The sequence below is a fragment of the Cohnella cholangitidis genome, from assembly GCF_014107495.1.
Taxonomy (GTDB): Bacteria; Bacillota; Bacilli; order Paenibacillales; family Paenibacillaceae; genus Cohnella; species Cohnella cholangitidis.
This window is the reverse complement of sequence record NZ_CP041969.1, coordinates 4,871,125-4,893,905: the sequence shown is the minus strand read 5'-3', so window position 1 is coordinate 4,893,905 and position 22,781 is coordinate 4,871,125. Positions and strand designations below refer to the sequence as shown.

The window sequence follows — 22,781 nt, the reverse complement described above, 5'->3', positions numbered from 1 at the left end:
AACGTACGTAGGCGGGATTCAATGTTACCAAAATTGCACTCTCTTAATCCTTAGCGGCATCTCACATTCTATTGTAAGGCGTGGGAGGCACGGGTATAAAACGGGCTAACCGTTTCGGGATTGAACTTGCCAGGTTCGAAAAACCCTCCATTGGCGCAGAATCGGTCGTTACGAGCAAAGGATTGCTAGCATTGGACACATGACCTGCGGCGTCCTTCGCTTTGACGGTGAAAATATAAGTCGTATTCGGCGTTAATCCGGTTACGGCGAGCGTTGTCGATTCCGTCGTTCCGATGACCACGCCGTCTTGCAGAACCTCGTAACCCGTCACGCCGACGTTATCGGTAGAAATTCCCCATGTCAGCGATACGCTGTTATACGTTGCGGAAGTCACCGAAACCTCACCCGGAGCCGATGGAGCAAGGAGATCCATAGGAGGGAGAGGCGCCGCTTCCCCCGTGTAAATGGCCATGCCGGCAAGATTAGCGTCGCCGGTCACCTTAACCAGCTCCATATTCAGAACGCCATCCTGAACAGTCACGGTATACGGGCCATACTTTCGCCATTCGTTTAAGGGCATTGACCCGATCGGGCTGCTCGTCTTCTGCAAGCCTTCCAGCTTCACATGAAACGAACGCGAGTTAGCCTGGTAGTTCTCGATGCTCCACAAATAAATTTGGTAAGTTCCGTTACCTATAGGTTGCGCGACGCTAAACGAATTCGCTAAATAGATTCCATTGTTCAGCATCGTATTCGTATCGTTGTCTGCTGCGGGGAGCAAGGGATCGTGTCCAGAATACCTATGAACCGTTGGATTCGTGGTACCTGCTGCACTTTCCGCCAACCATGCATTCCCCTCAACTACAGCTGCGCCTCCATTAAAGTTAATCCCTTTAATGAACATCGGCGATCCTCCCCCCGGCACAGAAGGCGTTGTCACGGACAACGGAGTACTTGCTAGGGAGATATTACCGGAAGCGTCCTTTGCTTTTACCGTAAAGCTATACGTTGTGTTAGGCGTTAATCCATTGACCGTGTATAGATTGGAGCCTATGGATCCGATCAAATTTCCGTCCCGAAACACGTCGTAACCTACTATCGCAAAGTTATCTAAAGAGCCGTTCCACGTTAGCGTGACGCTGTTATAGGTTGCCGAAGTCACCGATACGTTCTGCGGAATCGTAGGGGCTTCAACATCCGCCGCATTTTGCGGAGCGTAAATGGCAATTCCGGACAAGGTAGGATCTCCGGTTACTTTAACAAGCTCCACGTCCAACTTGTAATCGTTAACCGTTACGGTATAAGGTCCATACATTCGCCATTCGTTTAACGGCATTGACCCGATTGGACTGCTTGTCACTTGAGAGCCTTCCATATTAACGTTGAACGACCGAAAGTTCGCTTTGTAGTTCTCTGTAGTCCACAAGTATACATCGTAAGTTCCCGGAGTCACCGTTTGGCTTACGCTAAACGAATCGTTCGAGTAGATCGCGCTGTTCAACATAGCCAGCTTATCGCCGTTCGTCTCGGGTTGCAGGGCAATATTGCCCGAATACCTTTTAACATTGGATGCTATGTCGGCCGTGTTGTCCCCGTGCCAAGCTTGCCCATCGACCGTAACCGCCTCGCCGTTAAAGTTGATGCCGAAATAAAATCCCGGATGCGTAGTCGCCGCCAACGGTTCGCTCGGATCCGACGAGTTCCCGCTATTGTCCTTGGCGACTATCGTGAAGTTATAAGTCGTGTTCGCGTTTAGTCCCGTAACGGTATAGTTCGTTGTCGAAGCCGTTCCGACTATAACTCCGTCCTTCAGAACATCATATCCCGATACGCCCGCGTTATCCGTAGAAGCGGACCAAGAAAGCGAGACGCTATTGTAGGTTTTCGATGAGACCGTCAGGTTCTCGGGAACGGAAGGGTCTACGGTATCCGCAGGAGTGTCAGGTATCAGCGAGTAAATCGCCATTCCGGATATCGTAGGATCCCCCGCCCCCTTGACTAGCTCCATATTCAGAATTCCATCTTGTACCGTTACGTCGAAAGGCCCGTACTTGCGCCAAGAGTTTAACTGCAACGTTCCAATCGAACCGTATTTATTTTGCGGTTTGCCTTCCAAGTAGACATCGAACCACCGAAAACTAGCTCCATAGTTCTCAGTAGTCCACAGGTAAACCGCGTAATTACCGTTGGCTATCGGTTGATTGACGCTAAACGTCTTATTGAGGTAAATCGCGCTATTCAACATCGTTTGCGTCTCGCTGTCGGCCTCTGGCAGCAAGTTTATGTTCCCGGCATACCTTTGGACTGTAGAGGTCGTAACACCGGCCGAGCTCTCCGCTAACCATGCGTTCCCTTCAACCGTTACCGCGTTGCCGTTGAAATTGATTCCCTTGTAGAAGACCTCTTGTTCTTTCCCGGGCGCGCGCCCCGTTGCAATCGATAACGGATCACTCTCTCCTGATACATTACCTGCTGCATCCCTTGCTCTAACGGTAAAATTGTAAGTCGTTCTCGGCGTTAATCCATTGACTAACAAAAAACTCCCATTCGTTCTTCCGATAGGAACCCCGTCTTGAAACACATCATAACTGGTTACGCGCACATTGTCGGTTGCAAGATCCCAACTCAGACCAGCGCTGGAATAGGCTATGCCTGCCGCATGCAAATTTTCCGGGATTGAAGGAGCAATATGATCAGTAGGAGAAATTGCTGTCGTATTCTCCGAATGGATGGCCATTCCGGCAATGATTGGGCGACCGGACAATTTTACGATTTCCATATTCAGAAGCCCGTCTTTAACCGTTGCAGCGTATGGGCCGTATTTTCGCCATTCGTTTAACGGCATCTCTCCGATCGGACTGATCGTCACCTGCTCGCCTTCTAACTTGACGTGAAATGACGTTGAATTCGCTTGCCCTGTCTCTATGGCCCATAGGTAAATCTCATAATTCCCGTTCGGTAAATGTTGATTGACGCTAGCCCAGTTATTCCAATCGAGCACGCTGTAACCGCTGCTAAGCATTGTGGTTGTCTCAAAATCCGCCGTAGGCTGCAAATGAACGAAATGTCCATATTCGCCGATTCTACTAGTCATGACGCCTGACGATTTGCCGTCCAACCAATGATTCCCTTCAATCGTAACGTTGTCGCCTACGAAATTGATCCCTTTGACGAAAACCGGCGTTCCTTCCCCTGGCGTTGAATACGTTGTTACCGATAGAGGAACGCTCGCTGCCGATGTATTCCCTGCTCCATCCTTCGCTTTGACTTGAAACGTATAAGCCGTGCCGGGCGATAGACCGGTAATCGTAAAGTTCATCGATTCCGTCGTTCCTACGATTACCTCATCCTGCAAGATGTCGTAACCGACTACGCCTATTTCATCGGTTGAATTGCTCCATGTCACCCAGACGCTGTTCTCCGTCTTCGCGGCAAGCGCAAAATTACCCGGGACCGTTGGAGCAGTCGCATCTACGACCGAGCTTCCGCCCGGTACGCCAGACTCCGTGTAGGTTGTTATGGACAGCGATGGGCTCGCATCGGATAGATTACCCGCTGCGTCCCTAGCTCTGACTTGAAAGTGATACGTCGTGTTCGGCATTAATCCCGTAATTGAAATTTTTCTCGAGGATACCGTTGATCCGACTATAACTCCGTCCTGCAGTACCTCGTACCCCGTAACTTCAACATTATCGGTTGATTCGCTCCAGTTTAAGGCGACGCTGTTCGAAGAAATCGCTCCAAACCCGATATTTTCCGGAGCAGAAGGGGCCGTGGACTCTGCAAGCGGAGGGGTAGACGAATCCGTTGTTACGGTTAACGGCGCGCTAGGTACTGACACCTTCCCATAATTGCTTTTTGCAACAATCGTAAAGGAATACGGGGTGTTAACGTCCAATCCCGTGGCAGTATAACTTCTTGACGGAGACACTCCGATCACCGCTCCGTCCATCAGGACATCATAACTCAAAATCCCCTCGCCCGGATCCCAATTTAGAGTAACGCTATTATACGTCTTGGCGGCTGCCTGAACGTTTTCGACCTTAGGGATATCAGAATAGTTCAAAACGCGAATATTCCCAAAGCCGGCGCTCTCCGTAACTTGGCCATGATTAAGCCCATATATCGCCCCGAAATTCCTGGAATAGGTTTCTACGACGACTCCCTTAATTTCATTCGATCGAAGGATTACCCCCGTGGATTCGTTATGGCCAACCAACCCGCCTATATTTTGGTTCTTGCCGGCAACTTCTCCCCGAGACCAGGTATCTTGAACGGTGCCTCTATTTTTAGCCGCGATACCTCCAACATCGCTTCGTCCAGACACGTTAACTTCCGAGACTGAATTGGAGATCAGACCTCCAATATCATTAATGGAGACTATTCCGCCGGCTAGATCGCTGATTTTGTTGTTATCCCCGGAAGCACGGCTGTTCTGAATCGTCCCATAGTTTCTATTTGCGATATGAGATGCTGAACCTAATCCGCTAACGGTGCCGGATACGGAACAGTTATCGATTAGCCCGTAATTGATCGATGCCAGTCCTGCAGGATTGGGAGATATTATGGTATCAGGTTGACCGGTACCTGGAACAGACCAGTTTTTAATTTTTATATTCGATAAATTCAAATTTCTGATTACGCCCGAACTCTCTAAAGTTCCAAACATAGCAAGGGTTGAATTTAAGCCGTTAATCGTATGATTTTTTCCATCCAGAACTCCGGAGAAAGAAGTTACCGCTTCCCAATTCCCCGTCATTTGGATGTCCGCCCCCAATTCGAAATGCGCAGCCGGGTGAGAGCGAAGCAGTTCCAAATCAGGTTGCGAACATAACACATAGGGATTACCGGCCGAGCCGTCTCCTCCCGCTGCGCACGCGCTCTGCAGGGTCTCCTCCGCCGATGCTTGTCCGAACGCGGGCAGCAGGAGCAACACCGCGAATACTAGAGAGATTAACCGTTTCATAATCCACACTCCTCCACTGATTAAGATGACCGCATATTCAGTGTATCAGCGGAGGTGTGAAGGATTGGAGGGCAGATTTGCAAGATTTCGGATAATCATTCAAGATTCGCCCGTTCTCGGTATTCCTGCGGAGTCATGCCGAACTGTCGCCGGAATACCTTGGCGAAATAATTCGGATTTTGGAATCCTAGCTCCGACGTAATCTCGTATATTTTGTTCTTTGTTTTCGCCAGCAAATATTGCGCCCGATTCATTCGGTGGCGAAGCAAATAATCGCTTATGTTCATCCCCGTTTCCAGCTTGTATATTTTGGATAGGTAGACGGGATGCAGCCGGACCTCGTCCGCAATCGTTTGTACGGTGAGCTCCTTTATCGCGGTTCGCTCGATTAAAGCATGGATCTGCCGTACGATGAAGCTTTGGCTGCTAGCCGTTCGCCGCGCCAGCTCGTCGCGGATCCGATGCAGATGCCGCAAGGCCCATTCTCGCAGCAGCTTCGGCGAACGGCACCACGGTCCTACCGCAAGCTTGTCGAAATCTTCCCCCAACACGGATGACAAAGTTAGCTCGCTGCGATGAACGATAGGAATGAAAGCGCCGGCGATGTGGAAGAACACCTCGTATAGATGGGCTTGCGAATCGTTCCATCGTTCGGTCAATTCGTCCAAAATGCCGTTGATTTTATGTTCCGCCTCCTCCCATCTTCCGGACTCTAGCAGATGGATTAATATCGGCGATTCATGGGGAATTCGCAATGAATGAACTTCTTCGGTCTCCCTGCGTTGGCCGGACAACGTAACGAACATGTCTCTGATATTGCCGACTTTCTGAAGGAACGTAGCGACCATCCGTCGGTACGTCTCGGACACGTCGGAAGGAAACGCTTGCCTGTCGCTTATGATGACGGATACGGTTCCTTTCAGATACCGGTTTACGTTGTATTGCAATCGGGTCGCGGCATCTTCCAGATGGGAACGGCTGCTCTCTGGCCGATCTTCTTCATCCATTCGATTTCCTTTCGATTGCTTCAGCCCTTGTTTCTCTTTTATTAGAAAAACAAGATAATCGCGCTTGTCCCGACAATACCAGAGCTCGAACCATTCCCCGAAAATTTCCTCGGCAATATTCGTTACGGCATTCTCGATCAAGGACATTCCCTGAACGTCATAGCGCGCGAACTCCTCCTCCAGCCGAATCAACATCATCGCGAACTCGTCTTCCGGCTGAAATGGGATCTCGAAAAGCTTGAGACGGTCGATAAGTTCATGGGGAGCATACCGTTTGCCGTAAAGCAAATTTTCCAGAAGCGAAGCCCGCAGCAGCGGAAGATTGCCGCGAACGGTGGCGACCGCTCTCCGATAAGAGCTGACTTCCTCCCATTCTTGCTTGATCATCTCCAGAATTCGTTTAAGACATTGTTCCAGCACTTCCGCCCTGACCGGCTTGAGCAAATAATCCATCGCTTGCGCCTGAACGGCCTCCTTGGCGTAGGCAAACTCCGCATGCCCGGTCAACAATACGGATTTGACTTTTCGATGATGCCGATTAACGTAAGCAATCAATTCCAGCCCGGACATCCCGGGCATTCGTACGTCCGTCACTAGAATGTCTACGGATTGAGCCTTCATACGTTCGATCGCTTCGTACGCGGAATAGGCCTTCCATACGGACTCTATGCCAAGAGAGCTCCAATCCAGACTCTCCGCGAGACTATCCACCAAATGAGTCTCGTCGTCAACGATGAGCAGCGTGGTCATTAACATCCCTCTTCTCTTTTGAAAGGTTCGACGTTCCACAGCAATTGGACGCGCAACCCGCCTAATGGAGACGGCTCGAAACGAATTTCGGAGGACTGTCCGAACATAAGTTGAAACCGATGACAGGTATTCCACAGCCCATAACCGAGCTCGCTCTCCGACGGACTCCCCACTCGCTTGTCCATATCCAGCATCTGCTCTTCCGTTAGGCCGATGCCATTGTCGTCGACGATAATGCTGCACCGCTCCTCCTCCGTGCAACACATGATGCGGATCATCGCTTCTCCCGGCTTCAATTCGATCCCATGGACGACGGCGTTCTCGATGATTGGCTGGAGAGAAAGACGAGGAACGACCAGATTGTTCATGGCGTCCGGAATATCGATCGTAAAGGTTAACCGGGGCATCCTCATATGTTGAATGTTCAAATAGTTCGTGACGATCGACAGCTCTTCCCTCAGCGTCGTTATCTCTTTGTCCGATCGGGTCGTGAAACGATAATAGTCGCCAAGATTATGCGCCATGGATGCCACCGCTTCTCGATTCTCTAACTCGTTCATGCTAGTAATATAAGCTAGGCAATTGTATAGAAAATGCGGGTTCACCTGCGCTTGCAGTTGTTTCAACCGGGCGTCCTTAGAGCGAATCTTTTCCTCGTACACCGACTCGACGAGCAGTTGAATTTCCTTGGCCATCTCGTTAAAGCCCCGTTGCATATAGACGAATTCAGGACTGGAGCCGAGAGGAACCCTTGCCGAGAACCGGCCGTCGCGAATTTCCTTGAACCCTCTCACCAACTGCCGGACAGGAATCTGAATGTTCCGGTACAACAGCGCCAAAGCGGCGAAGCTAGTGGCGAGAAGCACGCCTATCGCGATAAAGAATAGATTGCGGCTTTTGTAGATCGGGGTAACGACATCTTCCACGGGCAGGAAATCGACCAAATACCAGTCCATCGTTTTCGATTCCGAATAATATACCTGGTATCCTCTTCCGTTCAGCTTTATGCGAAACGCGGCTTCTTGCTCCAAGTTTTGCTTATCGAGCCAAGCGATCAACCCTTCCGTCGCTTTCGAGTCCGGCTGTTTCCCATAGATAGGCCGCTCATTGGGATGATAGAGGAACGGACTTCCCCTTCCTCCTTCTTGATAGTTCGACAGAAGGTCGGCGATATTGTCCGCGTCGAAGAGCACTTCCAGTATCAATTTGGATTTGGAAATATCCGCGACCGGCAGTAGGTTGTCCACAATGAATCTTTTGAACACCCGAGTTTCCTTCCCTGCCGCGGAAGCTTGAGCCTCTATCCGCCAATAGGAGGACAGATTATCGGGAAAATAGCTTTCTTCATAAGGAATCGATGATTGGATGCCGATGCGTTGCTTGGCAGTGGGGGAATATACGACAAATTCGTTGCTCCAGTTACTAGAAAGGCTCTGTAACGTAAGCTTTTCCAATACCGCGGCTTTCGTTTTGACCCTGTCCAGTAAGTTGTCTTTATAGGGGAGATTAGGAAGATCCCGCACGCTTGGATCGCGGTTCAGAATGACCGCCAGCTGTTCAAGCTGCTTGATCGAAGTATCCATTTGATGCAGCAAAAAAGAAAGCTGCCGTTGGTTCGTATGCTGCAGCTCCGATTCGATGACTTTGACGCTCACCTGGTGGGAATAACCGATCAACAGAATTACGGGAACGAGGAGCAACAGGATCAGAACCAGTATTTTGGCGAACAACGAATATCGGATTGTCATGGTTCGCCCCGGTTAACCGACAAGTACCAATCGTTCACTTCTTTGGTGATTTCATCTCCGCCAGAGTTCTTCCACTTTCGCACGAATTCGTCGAAATGATCGATAGGGGCGTTCCCGTAAATGATCTGAATAAACGTTTCATTTTCCAATTTCCTAAGGTATTCGTCCTTCTCCTTCATCGTTGTCGTCGGTGCCCCGTTAAATCGATCGCGGACGGAGTATTTCATCATCTCGTAATTAACCGCGCCCGCCTGGTGAATTTCCGGTCCCGCGCCGAACAAATATTTCTCGTAAGCCGATTCGGGCTTTTTCCCATGATGCAGATCATAATAGATTCTCGTCTGCTTGAACGGAATGTTCGGCTCGTCGTTGGATAGGATAACCTTCTTGGCCTCGATTTTCCCGCCGGGTATTTTGCTTTCGTCATAGACAGGCTCTCCGTTCGCCATTGCGTAATCGTACCCTTCGGCGAATCCGTACCTCAGCTCGTCCTTCTCTTCAGAGAATAAGAAACCGTATAAAACATCGTAGTATTTCAAGATTTCTTCCATATGCGCGAAATCTTTGTTGAATAGAATAAATCCAACGGACAGCAACGAAGCTTTCCGGGCGATTTGCCCATTCGGGCCGGCCGGCAACGGGTAAGCTTTGACTATGGCTTCGGGCGCTCTTTTCTTCACGTCGCCTAGAGGCCAGGCCACATTCCAGAACGCGCCGAAATAAATGCCGGACTTCCCTTCGTTGAACGCTTCCGCGGCCATGCCTCCGTCCATTAAGGCGATTTCCTTGTCCAAGTATCCCTTTTTCAGCCATTCCGCGTATTTAGCTAACGCCTGCTTCGCATTCGGCTGTAAGGAACCGTATTGCAAAGAGCCGTCCTCCGTTTTTAACCATTGGTCCGGCAACGCGTCTCCATAAGATCCGAACAACCAACTGGCGTCTCCGACTACGGAGAACAAGCCGTCTTTAAGACCGGTCGACATGCCGATCGTATCATTCAGCCCATTGCCGTCGGGATCGTCGTTAACGAATGCGTCCATCACTTTCTCTAACTCTTCGATCGTCTTCGGAGGCGACAACCGCAGCTTGTCCAGCCAGTCCTGACGAATGAACATGAGCGCGTCCTGTTCGTCTCCAGCCGTCAGTACCGGCAATCCGTACTTTTTCCCGTCCTTCGTTACCGGGTACCATACTTCCGGATATCGGGCATAAAGCTCCTTCATGCGCGGGGAAGCATACTTATTGAACTCGTTCGTGATATCCTTGAGCTTCCCCGCTTCTATAAGCTCGCTTGCCAGAAACTTATCGTACACGTGGAAAGTATCGGGCAGCGGCTCGTTCGCGTTTAGAGAAAGCCGAAGCTTCGTGATATAAGCATTGTTCTGGCTGCTGGCAGACCAAAGCACCTTAAAGTCGATTCCGCGTTTTTCCTTCGCCCATCTCGTATGCCAATTGTTCTCGGGGGTTTCCCCGTTCTTAAATACCATGGATGGCACGATTTCCTCCACGGTCGTAATCGTAACCGGGACAAGCTTCGCGTTAGCGGTTGATGGAGTCGACGCAGCTTGAGGCTGGGCGTCGGAATGCCGCTTAGTGATTGCCGGATCTATACATCCGGTCAGGCTGATCGCATTCGCAATGATTAGACAAGTAAATAATGAACATCTCCCTAACCCTACTCTCATAGCATGACTCCCCCGTAACTATGATCGTTGTATGGTTGACTCGTGGGTGATATCCAATATTATACATTTTGTCGCTGCATGGCGTAAATCCGGAAATGCCAAACAGGCGATCCGCTCCCATCCGTAGATGAGAGCGATCGCCGCCTTCTCGAGCTAGCCTTTAGTGTTATTCCGTCTCTTTGCCCAGATCAATCGCACGGTCTATCAACTTTACGAACTCTTTTTGTTCCTTGCCCTCGGCATTGCCTTTGGCCAGCATGCGTATTTCCTCAAGCGCGGGAGCGCTCGCTCCTTCGCCTTCGCGGATCAACTCGGCGAACTTCGCTACGGCAACCAGAAATTTCGTATTGTCGGACAATTCGCCGGACAGACGGATCTCTTCGCTCATTTCCCGAATTTCCGCACGATCGTCTACGTTTTTGTAACGGATCGTGACCTTGCCAAGCTGCCCCGCCGCTTTGTTTTTCAAGCGGACTTGATAGAGCGCCGTTACGGAATGGCCTGCCCCCACTTCTCCTCCGTCTACCCGGTTGTTGCGGAAATCCTCGTCGGAAACCGCGCGGTTCTCGTAACCTAGCAGACGATAGCTCTCGACTTTGCCCGGATCGAACTCCACTTGGATTTTGGCGTCCTTCGCGATCGTCTGCAAATTGCCCGTCAGCTTCTCTTTAAATACTTTCTTTGCTTCGCCCATATCGTCGATATAAGCGTACACCCCGTTCCCTTTGTCCGCCAATTGCTCCATCAGCACGTCATTGTAATTTCCCATTCCGTATCCGAAAGTGCTTAAATAAATATCCTGTTCGGAGTAACGCTCGATCTGTTCCAGAATGTCCTCCGGTCCGGTTCTGCCTACGTTGGCCACCCCGTCGGAGCAAAGAATGACCCTGTTGATCTTCTCCGGCTCGAACGTTTCGTTCGCCATTTTGTAACCGAGCAGCAAGCCCTCTTCCACGTTCGTCGTATTTTCGATCTCGATACTTTCTATCGCATCGAGAATGGCGTCCCTTTGTTCCACCGAAGTCGGATCCAATACTTTATGAGCTGTCGTTCCGTAAACTACTATGCCGATCGTATCGTCGTCTCTTAACTGCCCGATGAGCAGCTCCAAACTGTCTTTAACCAGATCTATTCGATTATCCTTGTCCATCGATCCGGATACGTCGATCACGAACGTAAGGTTCACCGGTTTCCGCTGCTCGGAATCGACTTCCTTCCCTTTGATCCCGATGCGAACGATCGAATAATCGTCATCTTCTATGGGCGATGCGCCCGCGTCTACGTGTATGGCGAAAGTATCTTCGCGCGGAGGCTCGTAACCCGGATCGAAATAGTTAATGAATTCCTCCGTCCGGACTGCTTCGCGGGGAGGAAAAGAGCCGTCCTCCACATAGCTTCTTGCAATCGCGTAAGCCCCCGTATCGACGTCGACGGCAAAGGTAGATTGACGGTCGTCTTCGGCGGAGACGAATGCATTCGACCCGTAATCCTTGAAGTACATATCGTTCGGCGGGGCTTCGATCGGAGCGCGCGCTTGCGCCTCGCTTTGCGCGGCGACGGGCGCTGAGTCATCCTCATTGCTAGAAGCGCTGCACCCGGAAACGACAATGGCCATCGCGACGATAAAAGGCAGAAACGACCTTCTTCTCATTTGAATTCCCCCTTTAGGTTCCTCTGTCGGGAACCTTTATATTTCCATTATGAGGAAGAAAATCAAATCGCGATAGTACCATTTTTCCTTAGTACCTCCATGCGACGCGAATAACGAAAACCCTGCTCGCGCCGCGGCGCGAGCAGGGTTTCTTTTGTCAATGTCCGTTTACAGAGACGGGTCTAGTATGAGCTTAACGCCTTCGATCTTCAATTGATCCAGACGAATGACCCAATCCTTGATCTTCTCGTACACTTCGTCGGAATAACCGAACAGCCGCTTCATCTCGTGCACGAGCTCTTGTTCGTCATCGCTATAATCCCCGTCCGCGAAGACGAGAAGCAGAATTTCCGTGAAAAAAACGTTTTTGACTTGCTCGTCCCGAATGCCGCCGATGATTTCCGAGATTTGTCTTCTTGGCGCAACCGGCGATATCCCGTTAATCTCCATGCCCATTTCTATTCTGAACGACTGCAGATTCCTCGCTTCGTTTCCGCTTACGTATCCGTCGGCGTTCGCCACGACTTGCGCGAGTTCCAGAAACGCTTCTTTATGTTCTTTTGCCTGTAGAAAATGTAAAAACAATGCCGACAGCTCCTCTATTAAAAATATGTCCGTACACCATTTCGACGCTTCGGGCTCTATTCCTGTTCGGTTCGGCGATAATGTCTCGAAATGTTCCGATTTCGCTCCGTTAAGCGATCTAAAAGGATCATCGACAATAATAGTTAAGATTAGACCCGACAGTCTAACATTCTTTTCGGTTGCATATAGGTAAGATGGATAGAGTATCAAAATTCATAAATCGAAGGAGATCGATAACCTCACGATGATCAGAAGCCTTAGTTTGGAACGAGCAACGTTAAACGTAACTTTGTCATTAATGGTGAAAGCAAGAAGGAAAAGCCACGCCTTGGAAATGGCCGATTTCCTGCTGAACGAAAACAATGTGATCATGGATCGGATCCGTCTTGTGAACGAAGTGGGATCGGACAGACTCTTCCTCATGGAACGTATCGACGGAATTCATTGGGATACCGCGCAATTAACGGATTATAGCAATCTATTCAAGGCTATCGGACACATTCGCATGACGCTTCGCACGGAATCCTACTCGGAGCCTCTGGGCAATCACGCGTATCGGCTTCCGAGATCCTCTCTCAACGACCGAACTGTATGGGTAATTCCGACCACGAACGAGCCGGCATTCACCCAGGTTATCAGTCAGAGTTTGGAAGTTTGCGCGAAATCTCCGGATTCTTTTCCGTTTACGAACGCCGGATAAACCGCCTCCCGGCTTCGATTACCGGTAATTTCCACACAACTAACTTCATCATCCTTTCGTCATAAGAAGTAGGGACAACGACGAAAGGATGATGAATTCACCATGTTTGTTAAAATCGGCTCGATCGCTTTGCTGGGCTTATTGCTATGTCAAGATGCCCGTATCAGCGCAGCTGCGATAGCGGCTCCCGACGTTTACATCGATGGCAAGAAACTCGAGTTTGCCGCCCGGCCGGTAGTTAAAAACGGCACCACGCTCGTGCCTATGCGCTCCATATTCGAAGCGCAAGGAGCCGAAATTTCGTGGGAAAACGATACTCGGACGGTTACCGCAACGAAGAACGGCACCACCCTTACATACCGCATCGGAGACACGTCCGCCTATCTAAATAAGGAACGCGTTCCCCTAACCCAACCCGGGACGATCATAGGCGGCTTCTCGATGGTTCCCTTGCGCTTCATAAGCGAAACGATGGGCGATCTCGTCAAGTGGCATGCCTACTCCAACGAAATATCGATTTCCTCCTCTAAGGTAGCCAGCAATACCGTAACGTATGGCGTTAACTTGCGCGTTACTCCCGCCGCGCTGCCCGATAGCCCGATAGCCCGAATGGTAAGGAAAGGCGAGAAAATTCAAATCCTCCGGGAGATCGACGCGAATTGGCTGGAAGTCAGAACCGAAGACGATCGGATCGGATTTATTTCGGCCAAGCCTCTCTATACCGATTATTCCAGCCCGTCTCTCGCCTCGCTTCAAGGGGACGAGCTTATTTCCTTTGGCCAGCGATATTTGGGCACGCCTTACGAATTCGGGGCGGACGCTAATCAAACGTTAACGTTCGACTGCTCCTCTTTCGTCAGGCACGTCTTCAGCGAAGTGCTGTCCATTGATCTTCCGCGGGTGTCATACGATCAAGCCAAGGAAGGCAAAGAAGTGCAGCTAGACCAGCTTCGGAAAGGCGATTTGCTGTTCTTCAGCGCCGCGGGCTCGACATCGGACACGTAGGCATCTACGTCGGCGACAATCGAATCCTGCATACTTACTCGAAAGAGCAAGGCGTGCATTTCGAAGAGTTTAGCGACAAGTGGAAAAAACGGTTCGTTACCGCGCGGAGAATGTTCTAGTCTGTCAAAAGAAGCTGCCCCAGAATAGATATGGGACAGCTTCTTCTTTATCTAACACGTCTGCTCTGCAACTCCTGTCAACCCTTGCTCTCGCCGATAGAGAGCTCTTCCTTCTTCGATGAGCCGGTAAGCCCGCTGAACTTCTCGATCCGTTGGGGTTTGCACGCCTTCTAACGGGTAAGCCTTGCCGAGCTGCTGCCACTTATAGATTCCCATTCGGTGGTACGGGAGCAGTTCAAGCTTCTCGACTCCACGCAGCCCTTCGACGAATGAACCTAAAACGCGCAGATCGTTGCCGTCGTCCGTAATCCCGGGAATGAGCACATGGCGGATCCACATCGGCTTGTTCCGCTCCGACAGCGCGGCGGCGAACTGCAGAATGCGGTCGTTCCCGCGGCTCGTCAACCACTCGTGCTTCTCAGGGTTCATTTGCTTCAGATCGAGCAGCACCAAGTCCGTTACGTCCAGCAGCGCCTTCGCGTGGCCGGGATCGCAGAAGCCCGACGAATCAAGCGCCGTATGAAGTCCCCAGCGCCTCTTGCATTCGGAGAAGAGCTCCGCCACGAAACCGGCTTGAAGCGTCGGCTCTCCTCCCGTTACGGTAATCCCGCCTCCCGATCGGCGATAGTAAGGCAAATATTTCTCGATCTCCTGCAAAACCTCTTCTACCGATACGGCTTTGCCGGCTCCCGTATCCCAAGTGTCCGGGTTGTGGCAGAAGCGGCACTGAAGCGCGCATCCCTGCATGAAAAGCACGAAGCGTATTCCCGGCCCGTCAACGGTACCGAAGGTATCAATGGAGTGGATTCTGCCTTTCATGCCAACTACCTCCCTTACAGCCGAACCGAATTACACCGCGCCATGGAACGTCCGGTTGATAACGTCCAATTGCTGCTCTCTCGTCAGCTTGATGAAATTAACCGCATAGCCGGACACCCGAATCGTAAGCTGAGGATAGTTTTCCGGATGCTCCATCGCGTCCATAAGCTGTTCCCTGTCGAACACGTTGACGTTAAGATGATGACCGGAGCTTTCCGCATAGCCGTCCAGCATGGACACCATGTTGTTGATCCGTACCCCTTGCTCTTTGCCGAGAGCTTTGGGGATGATGGAGAACGTGTTCGAGATGCCGTCAAGACAACTGTCGTACGGAATTTTCGCGACGGACGCGAGCGATGCGAGAGCTCCCTTCCGATCCCGTCCATGCATCGGGTTAGCTCCCGGAGCGAACGGCTCTCCCGCTTTTCTTCCGTCCGGAGTGCTGCCCGTTTTCTTTCCGTATACGACGTTGGAAGTAATCGTCAGCACGGACATCGTCGGCAGCGCGTTGCGGTAAGTGTCGTGTTTGCGCAATTTGTTCATGAACGCTTCGGTGATTTGCACCGCGATTCGGTCTACTCTCTCGTCGTTATTGCCGTATTGCGGATAGTCGCCTTCGATTTCGAAATCGACCGCGATTCCTTTGTCGTTCCGAATCGGCTTCACCGTCGCGTATTTAATCGCGCTTAAGCTGTCCGCCACCACCGATAAACCGGCGATTCCGCAAGCCATCGTGCGGAGAATTTCGCGATCGTGGAGCGCCATCTCCAATCGTTCGTAGGAGTATTTGTCGTGCATGTAGTGGATGACGTTCAAAGTGTTCATGTACAGCTTCGCCAGCCACTCCAGCATGTCGTCGTACTTCTTCATCACTTCATCGTAATCGAGCTTCTCTCCGGTAATCGGAGCGTAAGCCGGACCGACCTGGACGCCTAATTTCTCATCCACGCCTCCATTGATCGCGTAGAGCAATGCTTTGCCCAGATTGGCGCGAGCCCCGAAGAACTGCATCTGCTTCCCGATCCGCATCGCGGATACGCAACAGGCGATTCCGTAATCGTCGCCGAATTGCGGGCGCATGAGGTCATCGTTCTCGTATTGGATGGAGCTCGTCTCGATAGACACCTTGGCGCAATATTGCTTGAACGCTTCCGGCAGCTGCACCGACCATAATACCGTTAAGTTCGGTTCCGGTGCCGGACCTAAGTTGTATAACGTGTGGAGAATCCGAAACGAGCTGCGCGTCACGCGGGTTTCCCCGTTCAGCGCCATTCCGCCGATCGACTCGGTAACCCAAGTCGGGTCGCCGCTGAACAGCTCGTTATAATCGGGCGTCCGCAGAAACTTCACGATGCGCAGTTTCATGACGAAGTGGTCCATGAGCTCTTGCGCTTGCTCTTCCGACAGTTTGCCTTCGCGCAGGTCGCGGTCAATATATACGTCCAGGAAACTGGACACCCGGCCGATGCTCATCGCCGCGCCGTTCTGCTCTTTGATCGCTCCCAGATAGGCGAAGTAGAGCCATTGGAAAGCCTCTTTGGCGTTCGTCGCAGGACCGGACAGATCATATCCGTAGGCCGATGCCATCTGCTTCAATTCCTGCAGCGCGCGAATCTGTTCCGACAACTCCTCGCGAAGCTGGATAACGTCCTCCGTCATCGTGTCTACTTCCGACTGCAGCAGATCTTGTTTCTTGCCGGCGATCAGGCGATCGACTCCATACAGCGCCACTCTGCGGTAATCCCCGATAATCCGTCCGCGTCCGTACGCGTCGGCAAGCCGGTAATAATGCCGGCCCTCCGCGCCGTGCGCATCTCGGTCGTATAGGCATCGAAGACGCCTTGGTTGTGGGTTTTGCGAACTTCGGTGAACAGCTTCACGATCTCGCTCGGCAATTGGAAGCCGTACGCTTCGCAAGCATCCACGACCATCTTGATTCCGCCGAACGGCTGAACCGACCGTTTCAACGGAGCGTCGGTTTGCAAGCCGACGATCTGCTCCTTGTTCTGATCGATATATCCCGGAGCATGGGAAGTGATCGTCGATATCGTCCGAAGATCGATATCCAGAACGCCCCCGTTTTCCCGCTCCATCTTCGTCAGCAGCTGGATTTGCTGCCACAGCGCCGTTGTCGCCGCAGTCGGTCCGGACAGAAACCGTTCGTCTCCCGCATACGGGGTAATATTGCGATCCAGGAAATTTTTGACGTCGATGCGCTCTTGCCAACTTCCGGAAGCGAATCCTCTCCACGCTTCATTGCCTCTGCCGTTCTGCCTAAGCTCCGCTTCTTTTACTGCCATGATTCAGGCACCTCCACTAATAGGATTGATTCGTGATGTCGTTACTCGCCGCGACCGTAAAAGGCTTTCCGGTATATGTCGGCCAGCTCGGATACGAGCGGCATGCGCGGGTTGGCCGTCGTGCATTGGTCCTCGAACGCGCGATCCGCCAGCTCTTCCACTCTGCTCTCGAATCTCTGAGGATCGATGCCGAGCTCTCCGAACGATGCCGGGATGTCGAGCGTCCGATTCAACTTCCGGATCGCCTCGACCAAGCTGTTCACGCCCTCCTCGGTCGTCCGGGCGGGAAGCCCCAAGATTCTGGCGATTTCGGCATACCGCTTATCCGCTACGAAATGGTCGTATTTCGGGAACGAAGCGAATTTCGTCGGTTGCTGCGCGTTATATCGGATGACGTAAGGCATCAGAATCGCGTTCGTTCTGCCGTGCGCCGTATGGAATTCGCCGCCCCACTTATGCGCCAAGCTGTGGTTGATGCCGAGGAAGGCATTCGCGAAAGCCATGCCGGCGATCGACGAAGCATTGTGCATTTTCTCGCGGGCCAGCGGGTCGGCCGTCTTATACGATTTCTCGAGATTCTCGAAGACGAGCTGGATCGCTTTGATCGCCAATCCGTCCGTGTAATCGTTGGCCATTACCGACACGTATGCCTCGATCGCATGCGTCAGCACGTCCATTCCGGTATCCGCAACCGCCGTTCCGGGCAAGGAATATACGTATTCCGGGTCGATGATGGCGACGTCCGGCGTCAATTCGTAGTCGGCCAACGGATATTTCGTATTGCCCGACTTCTTATCCGTGATGACCGCGAAGGAAGTGACCTCGGAACCCGTTCCCGATGTCGTCGGAATCGCGACGAACTTCGCTTTGTTGCCGAGGCGAGGATACTTGTACACCCGTTTGCGGATGTCCAGGAATTTCATCTTCAGCGAGTGGAACGACGTCTCCGGATATTCGTAGAACAGCCACATCGCTTTAGCCGCGTCCATCGGCGATCCGCCGCCGAGGGCGATGACGCAATCCGGCTTGAAGCTCGCCATCATTCGCGTGCCGCGTTCCACCGTTTCCACGGAAGGATCGGGCTCGACTTCGGAGAACACTTCGATGGCGACGGGCGTTTTCCGTTTGCGCAAGTAATACTCGACCCTCTCGACGTAGCCGAGTTTCACCATCACCGGGTCGGTGACGATGAGGATCCGGTGAATGTCCGGCATTTTCTCCAAATATTGCGTTGACCCTTTCTCGAAATAGATTTTCGGCGGAACCTTGAACCACTGCATGTTTACGGTGCGGTATGCAACCCGCTTAATATTGAGCAGATTTACCGCGGTTACGTTCGAAGTCGTCGAGTTGTGGCCGTACGATCCGCAGCCGAGCGTTAAGGACGGCAGGTTCGTGTTGTACAGATCGCCGATCGCCCCGTGCGTGGACGGCGAATTGACGATGACGCGTCCGGTTTTTAACGTGGCGGCGAATTCGGCGATAACCGCGTCGTCTTTGGAATGAATGACCGAGGAGTGGCCCATTCCCCCGAAAGCCGTCACTTCCGCCGCCCTCTGAATGCCTTGCGCGGCGTTTTTCACTTTGTAGCTCGCAAGCACCGGGCTTAGCTTCTCCGCCGACAGCGGATAGTCCGGGCCGACGCCGTTCAACTCGGCGACGAGGATTTTCGTATTATCCGGGACGTTGATGTTGGCTATCTTGGCGATGCTCGCCGCGGATTGACCGACAATGACGGCGTTAACCGCGCATTTGTCCTCGTTGATGACCAGTTTGGATACGGCTGCCGTCTCTTCTTTGTTCAGGAAGTAGCAGCCCAGCTCGCTCATCAGCCGTTTCGTCTCGGCGTAAATAGGCTCCTCGATGATAACCGCTTGTTCGGATGCGCAGATCATGCCGTTGTCGAACGTTTTGGACAGGATCAAATCCGTAACCGCCTGATGAAGATCCGCGGATTTCTCGATGAAGCACGGCACGTTGCCCGGTCCGACGCCGAGCGCCGGCTTCCCTGTGCTATAGGCCGCCTTCACCATGGCCGAACCTCCGGTCGCCAGCACCAGAGCGACGTCGGGATGGTTCATCAGCAGGCTTGTCGCCTCCAAGGACGGAGTCGCCACCCATTGAATGCATCCTTCCGGCGCTCCGGCGTTGACGGCGGCTTCCATCACCGTCCGGGCGGCTGCTTCGCTGCACTTCTGGGCGGAAGGATGGAAAGCGAAAATAATCGGATTGCGCGTCTTCATCGCGATGATCGCCTTGAACATCGTCGTCGAGGTCGGGTTCGTTACGGGCGTTACCCCGGCGATTACGCCGATAGGTTCCGCTACTTTGCGGTAGTTCTCGTACAGGTTTTCTTCGATCACGCCTACGGTTTTGTCTGACTTAATGCTGTGGTAGATGTACTCCGTCGCGAAGATGTTTTTCGTGATTTTGTCTTCGTATACGCCTCTTCCGGTTTCCTCGACCGCCATCTTCGCCAAGATCATATGCTGATCCAAGCCGGCCAGCGCCATTTGCTGCGTTATGCGGTCTACCTGATCTTGATCCAGCTTCATGAACTCGTCTCTAGCCTTCAAAGCGGCGTTAACGAGGCGATTCACCTCGACCTGGGCAGTCGGCACCGCTTTCTCTTCGCCTTGTTTTTCCTTGATCGCCATATTCCTCTCTACCTCCTATTGTTGTCTAGCTTCTCTTTGTCTTTATCTCTTTGTCTGTATCTCTGTCTCTGTACTGATCCCGCATTTTTGTGAATTAATTCACATAACACCCGGTGAAAAATAACCTTACCGGTAGAGTTCGGTCGGCAGTATGGTTCGACTCAATATCCGTAACTATCCGAACGATCGATAAGCGTTGCGATCAATTCCTCTTCCATTTGAAAATGTTGGTTCAAGATGAGTATCGCCTGCGTCAAATAAGAAACCATCTCCTTCTCCTCGTGGCGACGCACTGGCGCGCGTTCCAACGCATCGACGAAAGCTTGGATGAACTGCTCCGCCAGTACGTGCTCTTGCTCCATCAAGGTGAATTGACCGAGCTCCTCGCCGTAGTACCAGGCGACCATCGGGAACAATCGTTCTTCTTCCCACTTGGCGTGAGCGTCTAGTTGTCTCTTGAATTGATCGGCCGTCTCTCTAAGATTGCTAAGGATTCCCGTGCGATTGATCGCCCCTGATGTTTCGCTGACCGCCTTCACCCAGACATGCAGATCATGAAGTTCTTCCCGCAGTTCCTCGTGCTCTTCGTGCAAGCGTTCGACCGCCTCGCTCATCTCCAGCTTCGAGTAGCCCAGAGTCGTGAACGTATTCTCCAACACATGCTGTTTCATGGCGTATCCCTCCGTTACCGAAGTTTGAAGTGGCTGTTTCTTGATTTGAGTATACTTCGCAAGATGAATTATTAATGTGAAAAAATCACAACTGAGCATGCGAACAGTCCAAACATTTCGAAATGACACATTTTATTCTTAAATAGATAAGAAGGCTGTCTCGTTGTTCTTTGACAATAAAGTCGTTTGATTTACAATATAGTTATTTGAAAATGTTCTATGTAAAAGTGAGTATAAAATATCCCCTTAAAGTAGACAAATAAGAACGTGACTCTTTTTGTTAAATTGGAGGGGATTTCTTGCAGAAAATACTACACGTTCATTGTCAAGTGACACTAGAACCGGTGCTTAGAACATTAGATTTAGAATGTATATAAATGGAAATGATTCAACGCCGGTTAATTGGTATAATATATTACTAGGAATGTAGAAACTCGTGCCTCAAATTAATAATCTATTTAGAAAAGAAGCAAAAGAACCAATTTTAAGTATTGGTTCTCAGATCGTCGAGAAACCCACGTCTTTTTAGACATTGGGTTTCTTTTTTTATTTAGGTGCCTGGAAGAAGGGGGATCTGGGGAGATTATTACCCCATTTCCCTCCTGTCCAGATGGAGGGCAATCTTCTTCATATTCTGTACAGCAGCAGTCATAAGCGCTTGCTCGGTCACATTTCGCAGTCCTCGCAAACGGCAATAGCGAAACCCGTGGAGCTCTTTGGCGTCCGCAAAGCTTCGCTCAATCGTTTCTTTTCGTTTGCGGTATAGCTTCTTGCCCGACTTGCTCAGCCGGTTAAGTCGCACGCGCTCTTTGCTCTCTTCCCACACGTGCCGAGTCACGACTTTTCGGCGGTTCTGTGACCGGGTACACTTGTTTAACATCGGACATGACGCGCATTGCTGCGGATCAGAAGCATAGTGTCGGTAACCATGTCGGTCTGTCGTTTTATACGGTAACTCCTGCTTTTGCGGACAAATATAAAGATCTCGCTCGTCATCATACTTAAATTCATGTTTGTGGTACAGGCCTTGTGTAGGATGGAATCTGCGGTGAGCAATAACGCCAAAGATTTTCCGCGTGTCCAACCCCTTACAGATCGGTGCTGTGAGGTAACCTGAATCCAATGCTACTGCTTCTACCTGAAAACCGAATCTTTCGCGTTGACGGTCCAATCGTTCGAGATAGGGCATCGAATCATGTACGTTACCTGGCGTGACAAAGACATCGGTAATGAGATTGTACTTCATATCAACCGTGCGGTGGTCCAGATAAAAGAAGCCTTCCGGCTTGCCGTCGCGAACCATATACCCGCTATCGGGATCGGTGGTACTAACCTTCACTTCCTTGTCTTCGTTCACCTCCTCTCTAGGTTTCAGGGCTTTTTTCCATGCGCCTTCCGATCAGCTTCAACAGCGGCGTTCAGCTCGTCCACATACGCCTTCGTATTTTGCTGTACTTGTTCTTTGGTGTACTTATGTTTATTGGCGCTGGACTTGATGTGAGTCGAGTCGGAAATAAGGACTCTTCCGCCGACCATCCGGTGTGAGATCGCTTGTAAGACGATTTCATCAAAGATATCTTGAAATACAGTTGTATCCTTAAACCGTGTTCTTCTATTCCAGCTAATCGTCGTATGATCCGGCACGCGGTCAGTCAATCCGAGGCCGAGGAACCAGCGATAAGCAAGATTAGTCTGGATTTCTCGCTCCAACTGCCGTTCGGACCGAATGCCATAGAAGTAGCCCAGAAAAATCATCTTAAAGAGTACGACCGGATCAACAGCGGGACGACCATTGTCTTCGCAATAAAGTGGGCGTACCTTATCATCGATGAAAGAGAAGTCGATATATTTATCGATCTTTCGAAGCATGTGATCGGCGGGAACAAGATCTTCGATGGAAACAAATTCATAGTTCTGTTGTTTATCGCGATTAGAACGAAGCATGGAAACACCATCCGTTCGGTATAGTTAAATCTATTATACCAAATTAACGCGGTGTCGTATTAAACTATTTAGACATAATAAAAGCTGTCGAGACTTTCTCGACAGCCTGAGAACCAATTTTAAGTATTGGTTCTTTTGCTTCTTTCGAACATTTAATATCTTCACTACCTATCG

Annotated in this window: 13 protein-coding genes and 1 pseudogene; 3 read left to right on the top strand and 11 right to left on the bottom strand. The window is 51.1% G+C overall.

The features are described 5' to 3' along the window. Positions 1–61 precede the first annotated feature (61 nt). From FPL14_RS22540 to FPL14_RS22515, 6 genes are all read right to left on the bottom strand, one after another. On the bottom strand, positions 62–4,966 hold the full coding sequence (locus tag FPL14_RS22540) for a fibronectin type III domain-containing protein (protein ID WP_182299861.1): 4,905 nt from the start codon (positions 4,964–4,966) through the stop codon (positions 62–64). A gap of 95 nt (positions 4,967–5,061) precedes the next feature. Next, complete coding sequence (locus FPL14_RS22535; protein WP_182299860.1) at positions 5,062–6,723, bottom strand: response regulator transcription factor; 1,662 nt, start codon at positions 6,721–6,723, stop codon at positions 5,062–5,064. Continuing rightward, positions 6,723–8,471 carry a cache domain-containing sensor histidine kinase gene (locus FPL14_RS22530; RefSeq protein ID WP_182299859.1) on the bottom strand — a complete coding sequence of 583 codons (1,749 nt, stop codon included), beginning with the start codon at positions 8,469–8,471 and terminating at the stop codon, positions 6,723–6,725. Before FPL14_RS22530 ends, FPL14_RS22535 begins: the two co-directional genes overlap by 1 nt. After that, positions 8,468–10,156: an extracellular solute-binding protein gene (locus tag FPL14_RS22525; protein WP_182299858.1), complete on the bottom strand. Its 1,689-nt coding sequence runs from the start codon at positions 10,154–10,156 to the stop codon at positions 8,468–8,470. The genes FPL14_RS22530 and FPL14_RS22525 overlap by 4 nt, the downstream gene beginning before the upstream one ends. A gap of 166 nt (positions 10,157–10,322) precedes the next feature. Further along, positions 10,323–11,807 carry a YfbK domain-containing protein gene (locus FPL14_RS22520; protein ID WP_182299857.1) on the bottom strand — a complete coding sequence of 495 codons (1,485 nt, stop codon included), beginning with the start codon at positions 11,805–11,807 and terminating at the stop codon, positions 10,323–10,325. A 168-nt stretch (positions 11,808–11,975) separates the two neighbouring features. Next, positions 11,976–12,392: a TerB family tellurite resistance protein gene (locus tag FPL14_RS22515; RefSeq protein ID WP_182299856.1), complete on the bottom strand. Its 417-nt coding sequence runs from the start codon at positions 12,390–12,392 to the stop codon at positions 11,976–11,978. Positions 12,393–12,636: 244 nt separating this feature from the next. Here FPL14_RS22515 and FPL14_RS22510 point away from each other — a divergent pair, with 244 nt between their 5' ends. The 3 genes from FPL14_RS22510 (at position 12,637) to FPL14_RS30615 (ending at position 14,216) form a co-directional block, all read left to right on the top strand. Further along, positions 12,637–13,092, top strand: coding sequence for a hypothetical protein (locus FPL14_RS22510; protein ID WP_182299855.1), 456 nt, complete (start codon positions 12,637–12,639; stop codon positions 13,090–13,092). A 102-nt stretch (positions 13,093–13,194) separates the two neighbouring features. Continuing rightward, on the top strand, positions 13,195–14,097 hold the full coding sequence (locus tag FPL14_RS22505) for a C40 family peptidase (RefSeq protein WP_229263621.1): 903 nt from the start codon (positions 13,195–13,197) through the stop codon (positions 14,095–14,097). Then, positions 13,998–14,216: an NlpC/P60 family protein gene (locus FPL14_RS30615; protein ID WP_324617936.1), complete on the top strand. Its 219-nt coding sequence runs from the start codon at positions 13,998–14,000 to the stop codon at positions 14,214–14,216. The genes FPL14_RS22505 and FPL14_RS30615 overlap by 100 nt, the downstream gene beginning before the upstream one ends. Positions 14,217–14,267: 51 nt before the next feature. Here the strand turns inward: FPL14_RS30615 and pflA are convergent, their stop codons facing one another. The 5 genes and pseudogenes from pflA to FPL14_RS22480 form a co-directional block, all read right to left on the bottom strand. Next, the gene (pflA, locus tag FPL14_RS22500) at positions 14,268–15,035 is read right to left on the bottom strand and encodes a pyruvate formate-lyase-activating protein (protein ID WP_182299854.1); all 768 of its coding nucleotides are present in this window, start codon (positions 15,033–15,035) and stop codon (positions 14,268–14,270) included. Between the two features lie 30 nt (positions 15,036–15,065). Continuing rightward, positions 15,066–17,335, bottom strand: a pseudogene (gene pflB / locus FPL14_RS22495) (formate C-acetyltransferase). A 41-nt stretch (positions 17,336–17,376) separates the two neighbouring features. Next, positions 17,377–19,992 (bottom strand): bifunctional acetaldehyde-CoA/alcohol dehydrogenase, encoded by a 2,616-nt coding sequence (gene adhE, locus FPL14_RS22490; protein ID WP_182299853.1) that lies wholly within the window; start codon positions 19,990–19,992, stop codon positions 17,377–17,379. A 161-nt stretch (positions 19,993–20,153) separates the two neighbouring features. Continuing rightward, positions 20,154–20,663, bottom strand: a complete 510-nt coding sequence (locus FPL14_RS22485) for a hemerythrin domain-containing protein (protein WP_182299852.1) — start codon at positions 20,661–20,663, stop codon at positions 20,154–20,156. 586 nt (positions 20,664–21,249) lie between these two features. Next, positions 21,250–22,607, bottom strand: a protein-coding gene (locus tag FPL14_RS22480) for an IS1182 family transposase (RefSeq protein WP_182299851.1) whose coding sequence is annotated in 2 segments (ribosomal slippage) — positions 21,250–22,037 and positions 22,037–22,607 — 1,359 coding nt in all. Because the reading frame shifts where the segments join, the coding sequence is not laid out codon by codon here. Positions 22,608–22,781: the final 174 nt, after the last annotated feature.

What these genes read in the sequence shown, in the direction of transcription:
- FPL14_RS22540 (WP_182299861.1), bottom strand. Translation starts at nt 4,966, where the DNA reads ATGAAACGGTTAATCTCTCTAGTATTCGCGGTGTTGCTCCTGCTGCCC.
- FPL14_RS22535 (WP_182299860.1), bottom strand. Translation starts at nt 6,723, where the DNA reads ATGACCACGCTGCTCATCGTTGACGACGAGACTCATTTGGTGGATAGT.
- FPL14_RS22530 (WP_182299859.1), bottom strand. Translation starts at nt 8,471, where the DNA reads ATGACAATCCGATATTCGTTGTTCGCCAAAATACTGGTTCTGATCCTG.
- FPL14_RS22525 (WP_182299858.1), bottom strand. Translation starts at nt 10,156, where the DNA reads ATGAGAGTAGGGTTAGGGAGATGTTCATTATTTACTTGTCTAATCATT.
- FPL14_RS22520 (WP_182299857.1), bottom strand. Translation starts at nt 11,807, where the DNA reads ATGAGAAGAAGGTCGTTTCTGCCTTTTATCGTCGCGATGGCCATTGTC.
- FPL14_RS22510 (WP_182299855.1), top strand. Translation starts at nt 12,637, where the DNA reads ATGATCAGAAGCCTTAGTTTGGAACGAGCAACGTTAAACGTAACTTTG.
- FPL14_RS22505 (WP_229263621.1), top strand. Translation starts at nt 13,195, where the DNA reads ATGTTTGTTAAAATCGGCTCGATCGCTTTGCTGGGCTTATTGCTATGT.
- pflA (WP_182299854.1), bottom strand. Translation starts at nt 15,035, where the DNA reads ATGAAAGGCAGAATCCACTCCATTGATACCTTCGGTACCGTTGACGGG.
- adhE (WP_182299853.1), bottom strand. Translation starts at nt 19,992, where the DNA reads ATGGCGATCAAGGAAAAACAAGGCGAAGAGAAAGCGGTGCCGACTGCC.
- FPL14_RS22485 (WP_182299852.1), bottom strand. Translation starts at nt 20,663, where the DNA reads ATGAAACAGCATGTGTTGGAGAATACGTTCACGACTCTGGGCTACTCG.